The organism is Pseudomonas sp., from assembly GCF_050739995.1.
Lineage (GTDB): Bacteria > Pseudomonadota > Gammaproteobacteria > Pseudomonadales > Pseudomonadaceae > Aquipseudomonas.
In genome coordinates this window covers 1-7457 of sequence record NZ_JBOICG010000331.1, presented here as the reverse complement: position 1 = coordinate 7457, position 7457 = coordinate 1, and the positions used below count along the sequence as shown (strand labels likewise).

General features: G+C 59.3%; 8 protein-coding genes, 1 tRNA gene and 2 pseudogenes. 3 read left to right on the top strand and 8 right to left on the bottom strand.

The features are described from left to right. From ACRESD_RS11070 to dapA, 6 genes and pseudogenes are all read right to left on the bottom strand, one after another. A pseudogene (locus ACRESD_RS11070) lies at window positions 1-393 on the bottom strand (hypothetical protein); the annotation flags it as partial. A gap of 209 nt (window positions 394-602) precedes the next feature. Then, window positions 603-692, bottom strand: a tRNA-Ser gene (locus ACRESD_RS11065). Window positions 693-775: 83 nt separating this feature from the next. Continuing rightward, the gene (purC, locus tag ACRESD_RS11060) at window positions 776-1489 is read right to left on the bottom strand and encodes a phosphoribosylaminoimidazolesuccinocarboxamide synthase (protein ID WP_010212191.1); all 714 of its coding nucleotides are present in this window, start codon (window positions 1487-1489) and stop codon (window positions 776-778) included. A gap of 27 nt (window positions 1490-1516) precedes the next feature. Continuing rightward, complete coding sequence (locus ACRESD_RS11055) at window positions 1517-2275, bottom strand: MBL fold metallo-hydrolase (RefSeq protein ID WP_431750943.1); 759 nt, start codon at window positions 2273-2275, stop codon at window positions 1517-1519. Window positions 2276-2279: 4 nt separating this feature from the next. Next, window positions 2280-3395 carry an outer membrane protein assembly factor BamC gene (gene bamC, locus ACRESD_RS11050; protein WP_431750942.1) on the bottom strand — a complete coding sequence of 372 codons (1116 nt, stop codon included), beginning with the start codon at window positions 3393-3395 and terminating at the stop codon, window positions 2280-2282. 17 nt (window positions 3396-3412) lie between these two features. After that, window positions 3413-4291 (bottom strand): 4-hydroxy-tetrahydrodipicolinate synthase, encoded by an 879-nt coding sequence (gene dapA / locus ACRESD_RS11045; RefSeq protein ID WP_431750941.1) that lies wholly within the window; start codon window positions 4289-4291, stop codon window positions 3413-3415. A gap of 273 nt (window positions 4292-4564) precedes the next feature. Here dapA and ACRESD_RS11040 point away from each other — a divergent pair, with 273 nt between their 5' ends. After that, complete coding sequence (locus ACRESD_RS11040) at window positions 4565-5125, top strand: glycine cleavage system protein R (protein WP_431750940.1); 561 nt, start codon at window positions 4565-4567, stop codon at window positions 5123-5125. A 10-nt stretch (window positions 5126-5135) separates the two neighbouring features. Next, a complete protein-coding gene (locus ACRESD_RS11035) occupies window positions 5136-5609 on the top strand; it encodes a peroxiredoxin (RefSeq protein ID WP_431750939.1) in 474 nt (157 codons plus the stop codon). Window positions 5610-5740: 131 nt separating this feature from the next. Here ACRESD_RS11035 and ACRESD_RS11030 read toward each other — a convergent pair whose 3' ends face one another. Together ACRESD_RS11030 and ACRESD_RS11025 are read right to left on the bottom strand one after the other, a co-directional pair. Further along, window positions 5741-6811 (bottom strand): AI-2E family transporter, encoded by a 1071-nt coding sequence (locus ACRESD_RS11030; RefSeq protein ID WP_431750938.1) that lies wholly within the window; start codon window positions 6809-6811, stop codon window positions 5741-5743. Window positions 6812-6841: 30 nt separating this feature from the next. Next, window positions 6842-7081: a sulfurtransferase TusA family protein gene (locus ACRESD_RS11025; RefSeq protein WP_269133153.1), complete on the bottom strand. Its 240-nt coding sequence runs from the start codon at window positions 7079-7081 to the stop codon at window positions 6842-6844. 95 nt (window positions 7082-7176) lie between these two features. On the opposite strand from ACRESD_RS11025, the pseudogene ACRESD_RS11020 reads away from it, so the two are divergent. Next, window positions 7177-7457 (top strand): annotated as a pseudogene (locus ACRESD_RS11020) (M48 family peptidase); the annotation flags it as partial.

Here is a 7457-nt window from a genome sequence, read left to right as displayed (position 1 = left end):
GCCACACTCTCGCGCAGTCGTTCAGTTCGTTCCTGCATATCGCCGCTCCCCCCGTAGCGTTATGCTTCTGACCCACCACCAAGTTAAAGTCACGCCCAGTTGCCTGGTGCAGATCATCCACCGCCGCCAGGCTCGCAGATCCGCCCGACAGAAGCTTGAAGCGCGCCCAACGCCTCAACCGTCTTGATCCACCCACCGACTCAGTCGAATGGTCGTCCACCGTCCTGGTGTGATTTTGGAACGTCTCCGTGTTCCCCATGGCGTCCACACGCTGCTTACAGGCTTCGCTGTGCTGCCATATCTGGCCCCCTTCAGCACAATGGGCGCGCTCAGCCCGTGGGGCAGGATCGTTTGGATATAGGCCTTGTGCGGCAGGCCGTTGGTGAAGCACACCCGTAGCCATGGCTTAGCTTGAAGAAGCGTACAATGCTGCTCAAGGAGAATAACTGTCGAAGTGCTTGGGAGTGTCGCGAATATGACCAATCGACGTGGAGAAGGGCTACAAGGAGTGCTAAAGGAGATGTATTTTACGTAGAATCTTTACGTAGATTCTTGAAATGCAAAAAGCCCCGAGACCTTGATCTACGGGGCTTTTCTAAGTATGGCGGAGAGATAGGGATTCGAACCCTAGGTACCGGTGAAGGTACAACGGATTTCGAATCCGTCCCATTCGGCCACTCTGGCATCTCTCCAACGGCGCGCATCATAACAGTGTGTTTCGTGGAAGCAAACCCCAAAAGAGATTTTTTTCCGTTCTATCAGATGCTTGCGTCGATTAAAGCGGTACGCCGAGACGATTGGCGACTTCTTCGTAGGCTTCGATCACGTCACCGAGGCCCTGGCGGAAGCGGTCTTTGTCCATCTTCTTCTTGGTGTCCTTGTCCCACAGACGGCAGCCGTCCGGGCTGAATTCGTCGCCCAGGACGATGGAGCCGTCGTGGAACACACCGAATTCCAGCTTGAAGTCCACCAGCAGCAGGCCGGCGTCGTCGAACAGTTTGCTCAGCACGTCGTTGACCTTGAGGGACAACTCCTTCATGCGCGCCAATTGCTCAGCGGTGCCCCAACCGAACGCCACGACGTGGGATTCGTTGATGAACGGGTCGCCCTTGGCGTCGTCCTTCAGGAACAGTTCGAAGGTGTAAGGGTTGAGCTTGAGGCCCTCCTCCACGCCCAGGCGCTTGACCAGGCTGCCGGCGGCGTAGTTACGCACAACGCACTCGACCGGGATCATGTCCAGCTTCTTCACCAGGCACTCGTTGTCGCCCAGCAGTTTGTCGAACTGGGTCGGAATGCCGGCCGCTTCGAGTTTCTGCATGATGAAGGCGTTGAACTTGTTGTTCACCATGCCTTTGCGGTCAAGCTGTTCGATACGCTTGCCGTCGAACGCCGAAGTGTCGTTGCGAAACAGCAGGATCAGGCGGTTGGCGTCGTCGGTCTTGTAAACCGACTTGGCTTTGCCGCGGTAGAGTTCTTCACGTTTTTCCATGATGGGCTCCGATTTGAGTGAGGTGGGCTAGGCGATATGTCGCCAGTCGAGCCCTGAATCTTGATCGGCCAGTTGCAGCCAGTCCGGGTCGCACCCGAGGGTGTCGACAAAACATTGCCGGGCAAGCGTCGGCAGGTTGTTCTTGCTGCTCAGGTGGGCCAGGACCAGGTGTTGCAGGTCTTGCCAGCCCAACTCGTACACCAGGTATGCCGCCTGGTGGTTGTTCAAATGTCCCAGTTCGCCGCCCACCCGTTGCTTGAGAAAGTACGGGTAATGACCACGAGCCAGCAGGTCTCGGCAGTGGTTGGACTCGATCATCAAGGCATCGAGGTCGCGGTAACCGTCCAGCACCTTCGCGCAGTAGGAACCCAGGTCGGTAAGTACGCCGAAACGTCGCTCACCGCCACTGAATACATATTGCGTCGGTTCCTGGGCGTCGTGTGCGACGGCAATCACATCGATGCTCAACGCACCGATTTGCAGTTGCTCACCACCGGCCAGGAAGCCTGCGGGTTCAATGGGTTTGCGCATCCCGCGCAAGGTGCCGCGACTGAGGTACACCGGAAGATTGTAGCGCCGAGACAGCAAACCCACGCCATGCACGTGGTCGGCATGTTCGTGGGTCACCAGAATCGCGCTCAGCTGCGAGGGGTGAACCCCCAGGCGCAGCAGGCGCCGCTCGGTTTCTTTTAACGAGAAACCACAATCCACCAGCACATACGTGTCGTCATGTGCGACCAGCGTGCCGTTCCCTTGGCTACCGCTGCCGAGAACGGCAAAACGCATCGAATCAGCCCAGGTTGTCCTGAATCACACCCAACACTTTGCGTGCTGTTTCAGCCGGCGCAACGGTGTTGATGTTCTTCTCGACGGTGACTTGCACGCTGTCGCCAACCTTGCTCAAACGAACCTGATAACGCTCGGCGCGGGTTTCGATCTCTTCCTTGGTCGGCTTGCTGCCGAACAATTTGCCGAAGAAGCCTGGTTCGTCGTCTTTCTTCTCGGCCTTTTCAGCCACGTTGATGTAGTACAGGCCCAGGCTGCGGTTGATGTCCTCAACACGCCAAGGGCCTTTCTCCAACGCGCGGCCTACACTGGCCCAGGCACGATCCAGGTCTTCACCCAGGTTCAGCACCACGTTGCCACTACCGTCTTCACTGAGGCTGACGCGGTTAGGCGTGTCGTAGTCGCGGGCGGCAAGCAGGGAAACCGAACCACCCTTCTCGGAGATACGGCTCATGCTGGCCAGCATCTCGTCGACCAGCGCGGCATCGACACCGGTGTTGACCGAACGGTTGGTGAAGTCAACGTTGGTGGTGCTACCGGCAGGACGCTCGGCGCTGACCACATAGATTTCACTGGTATTGCGCTGCACGCCAGGCTCGATGCGCACACGCACACGTGCTTCGCTGTCGGCCGCTACGCCACCGGCCTGCAGGCGCTGGGCCATGTTGGCGGACAGTTCGCTGCCGCGCTGCCATGCAGTGGTGAACTCACCGGTCTGCGGACGTTGCTGGTCGAGGCGGAAACCATTGTCCTGGAAGAACTGCACCGCCACCGGCCAGACTTCGGCTGGCGGGCGCTGGGCCACGATCCAGCGGTTGTCGCCGCTCTTCTGCAGGCTGTAGTCGCTGGCATCCGCCACGGCCGTGATTGGCTGTGGACGCGGCACCACGAATTCACCTTTGACGGTGTCGTCGGCTACGTTGCGTGGAATCGGCAACAGAGGGTCAAGGCGCTTGGCGACATTGACATCAGGCGGCAGCTGCATCGGTTTGGTCGCTTGCGCGTCCAGGTAATCGCTGCCGCGGTCACGGAAGTAGCCTTCCGGGCCCCAAATCCAACCGCAGCCACTGGTGCTGGAGATAATCAAGGCAAGTGCGGAAAGTCCGGCCAATCGCTTCATGCGTAGTGTTTCCTCAATTAAACCAGGACGCCGGACTGGCGCAGGGCCTGTCGCAGCGGTTCGTGACAGGCTTCGCTGAGACGGGTGAGCGGCAGACGGATACCGTCCGGCATCATGCCCATTTCAGTCAGTGCCCATTTCACGGGAATAGGGTTGGATTCGATAAACAGTGTCTTGTTGAGCGGCATCAGCTTCTCGTGAATAGCGCGGGCGGTCACGGCATCACCGGCGATGGCGGCAGCGCACATTTCGCTCATGGCGCGCGGGGCCACGTTGGCGGTCACGGAGATGTTGCCCTTGCCACCCAGCAGGATCAGCTCGACAGCGGTGGCGTCGTCACCGGAATACACCAGGAAGTCGCTGCTTACGCCGGCCAGGATGTCCTTGGCACGCTGCAGGTCGCCGGTCGCTTCCTTGATGCCGATGATGTTCGGCACGGTGGACAGGCGGATCACGGTCTCGGCCTTCATGTCGCAGGCGGTGCGGCCCGGAACGTTGTAGAGGATCTGCGGGATTTCAACCGCTTCGGCGATGGCGCGGAAGTGCTGGTACAGGCCTTCCTGGGTTGGCTTGTTGTAGTACGGGGTCACCAGCAGGCAAGCGTCCGCACCCGCCTTCTTGGCGTTCTTGGTCAGTTCGATCGCTTCGCGCGTCGAGTTGGCGCCCGTACCGGCGATCACGGCAATACGACCCGCGATACGCTTGACCACGAACTCGATCACCTGGATGTGTTCTTCCACATCGAGGGTCGCCGACTCACCGGTGGTGCCGACCGCAACGATGGCGTTGGTGCCTTCTTGCAGGTGGAAGTCCACCAGTTTGCCCAGGCTGTCCCAGTCGAGATGACCTTGTGCATCCATGGGTGTGACCAGTGCCACCATACTGCCCGCAATCATGCAACCGCTCCTGCCGGAAAAAGAGAGCCGTAATGGTACTGGCGCCAAGATGCTTGCACAAGCGAAGTACCGCCTGAGGATGCGTTCTGGATCAACTAAACGACGGGCAATGCCATCATTGGGCCAAAGCCTGGCCCGTAGCACGATGAAATCAGACCTATCACGCAATGAAAACGCCACCTCCTAGCCCTTGGCGACGCTTTTCGCTACCCTTCATCCTTTGATCGATACAGCCCACACGGTATCGACCGCTCATCGCTTTAGGAAGGCTGCATGTCCACCCCCACAGTTCGCGAACAATTCCTTGTTATCAGTGCCCTCGGCGCCAACCCCATGGAGCTGACCAACGTCCTGTGCCGCGCCAGCCATGAGAACCGCTGCGCCGTCGTGACCTCCCGCCTGACCCGCCATGGCGAGTGCAGTGCGCTGGTCCTGCAGATTTCCGGCAGCTGGGATGCCCTGGCGCGCCTGGAAGCCGGCCTGCCGGGCCTGGCCAAGAAGCACGACTTCACCGTCAACGTGGTACGCAGTGCCGCGCTGGAAAACCGCCCGCAGGCACTGCCTTATGTGGCGTATGTCAGCTCGGCGTACCGCTCGGACATCGTCAATGAGCTATGCCAGTTCTTCATCGACCACAACGTCGAGCTGGAGAACCTGACCTGCGACACCTACCAGGCGCCACAAACCGGCGGCACCATGCTCAACGCCACGTTCACCGTGACCTTGCCGGCCGGCGTGCAGATCAGTTGGCTGCGCGACCAGTTCCTGGATTTCGCCGATGCCCTGAACCTCGACGCCCTGATCGAGCCATGGCGCCCACAGAACCCTATGTAAGGAAGACACCATGCCGGTAGCCATCGACACCCCCGTGGCCGATTTCGAAGCCCAGGCCACCAGCGGCCAAACCTTCAGCCTCGCCGCCCTCAAGGGCAAGCAGGTGGTGATCTACTTCTATCCGAAGGACAGCACCCCGGGCTGCACGACTGAAGGTCAGGGCTTTCGTGACCAGTACACGGCGTTCAAGGCCGCCAACACCGAGGTGTTTGGCGTGTCGCGCGACAGCGTGAAGTCCCACGAGAACTTCAAGGGTAAGCAGGAATTCCCCTTCGAGTTGATCAGCGACAAGGACGAAGCGGTTTGCCAGCTGTTTGATGTGATCAAGCTGAAGAAGCTGTACGGCAAGGAATACCTGGGTGTTGATCGCAGCACCTTCTTGATCGACAAGGATGGCGTGCTGCGTCAAGAGTGGCGCGGCGTGAAAGTGCCGGGCCATGTGGATGCCGTACTGGCGGCCGCTCAAGCCTTGAACAGAGCGTGACCCTGTAGTGAGCGGGCTTGCCCCGCGCTGGGCGGCGAAGCCACCCCAATCGATCCGCCGCGGTATGCCAGATATACCGCGGTGTCAGGTTTAGGGCGGCTTCGTCACCCTGCGCGGGGCAAGCCCGCTCACTACAACAACGGTGCAACCACCGGCTCTTGCCGAGGCCAGGCATCCAGCACCGCCTTGAAGAGCGTCGCCAGGGGAATCGCAAAGAACACGCCCCAAAAACCCCAAAGCCCACCAAACAAAAGCACTGCACAGATGATTGCCACCGGATGCAGGTTGACGGCTTCGGAGAACAGCAGCGGCACCAGCACGTTGCCATCCAGGGTCTGGATAATGCCGTATACCGCCATCAGGTAGATGAACTGGTCACTCCAGCCCCACTGGAACAAAGCGATCAACATCACCGGCACCGTCACCACCACGGCGCCGACATACGGCACCACCACCGAAACACCTACCAGCAAGGCCAGCAGCGCCGCGTAGTTCAGCCCAAGTGCGACAAAGGCGATGTAGGTGACGCCTCCGCAAATAACGATCTCGATCCCTTTGCCACGAATGTAGTTGGCGATCTGGCGGTTCATCTCTTCGGCCACCCGCGTAATCAACGCGCGCTCACGTGGCAGGTAGCCACGTACCCAGCGACCGATCATCGCGCGGTCCTTGAGGAAGAAAAACACCAGGATCGGTACCAGTACCAGGTAGATCATGATGTTGACCACCAACGGCAGGCTGGACAGAGAAAAGGTCAGCGCCCACTGCCCGAATTTTCCGATCTCACCGCGCGCCACTTCAATGGCCTGCAACACCTGCTCATCCGACACCAAATGCGGATAGCGCTCAGGCAGCAAGAGTAAGAGTGATTGCCACTTGGCAAGCATGCCCGGCAATTCATTGAACAGGGTGATCAACTGATGCCATAGCAACGGCAGCACCACCACAATGAACACCACCAGCACGCCCATGAACAAGGCAAATACCAACCCCACCGCCACACCGCCCGGTAAACGCAAGCGCTCCAGGGTAGTGACCAGCCCCTGCATCAGGTAGGCCAGCACCATCCCTGCCAGCACCGGCGCCAGCATTCCACCCAAAGTGAGTACGGCCGTAAAAGCCAGGAACAGCAGGACAGCCAGCACCACGGCTTCTTCATCTGAAAAGTAGCGCTGAATCCAATCTCGTAACACTTTGAACATCAATCAACCTCGGGTGGTGGGGTGAACGATTCAGGCTTTGCGCAACCAGTAACGGTACACGCCAGCAGCGTCTTCTTCGTGCAGCAGAGTATGACCGGCCAGTTTGGCAAAGGTCCGGAAATCACGCTGGGAACCAGCATCAGTGGCGGTCACCTTGAGTACTGCACCGCTGGCCAATCGATTGAGTTCCAGCTTGGCCTTGAGCAGGGGCAACGGGCAATTGAGGCCGCTGGCGTCGAGCTCGGCATCAAAGGCTACAGCGTCGGTCATGGGTTTACTCCGGACAAGCGTTTGGGCTGATTAGAATATCTGGTCCGAAGCTCAGTGTCCGGCTACAGTAAGCTCTTTGTCGAAAGGCTTTGTGCATGACTTTTTTGCGCCCTACCCTGCTGACGCTGGCTTGCCTGCTGGCCTCTCCGGGCTTCGCTGACGACCTGCCGTCACTTGGCGACGCCAGTTCTGCCATTGTCTCGCCACAACAGGAGTTTCAACTGGGCCGCGCCTGGCTCGCTTACTTGCGCGGTCAGGTCTCGCAGCTCAATGACCCACAGCTCAAGGATTACGTCGAAACCAGCGTGTATAAACTGGTGGAGACCAGCCAGGTCAACGACCGGCGCCTGGAGTTCATCCTGATCAACAGCCCGCA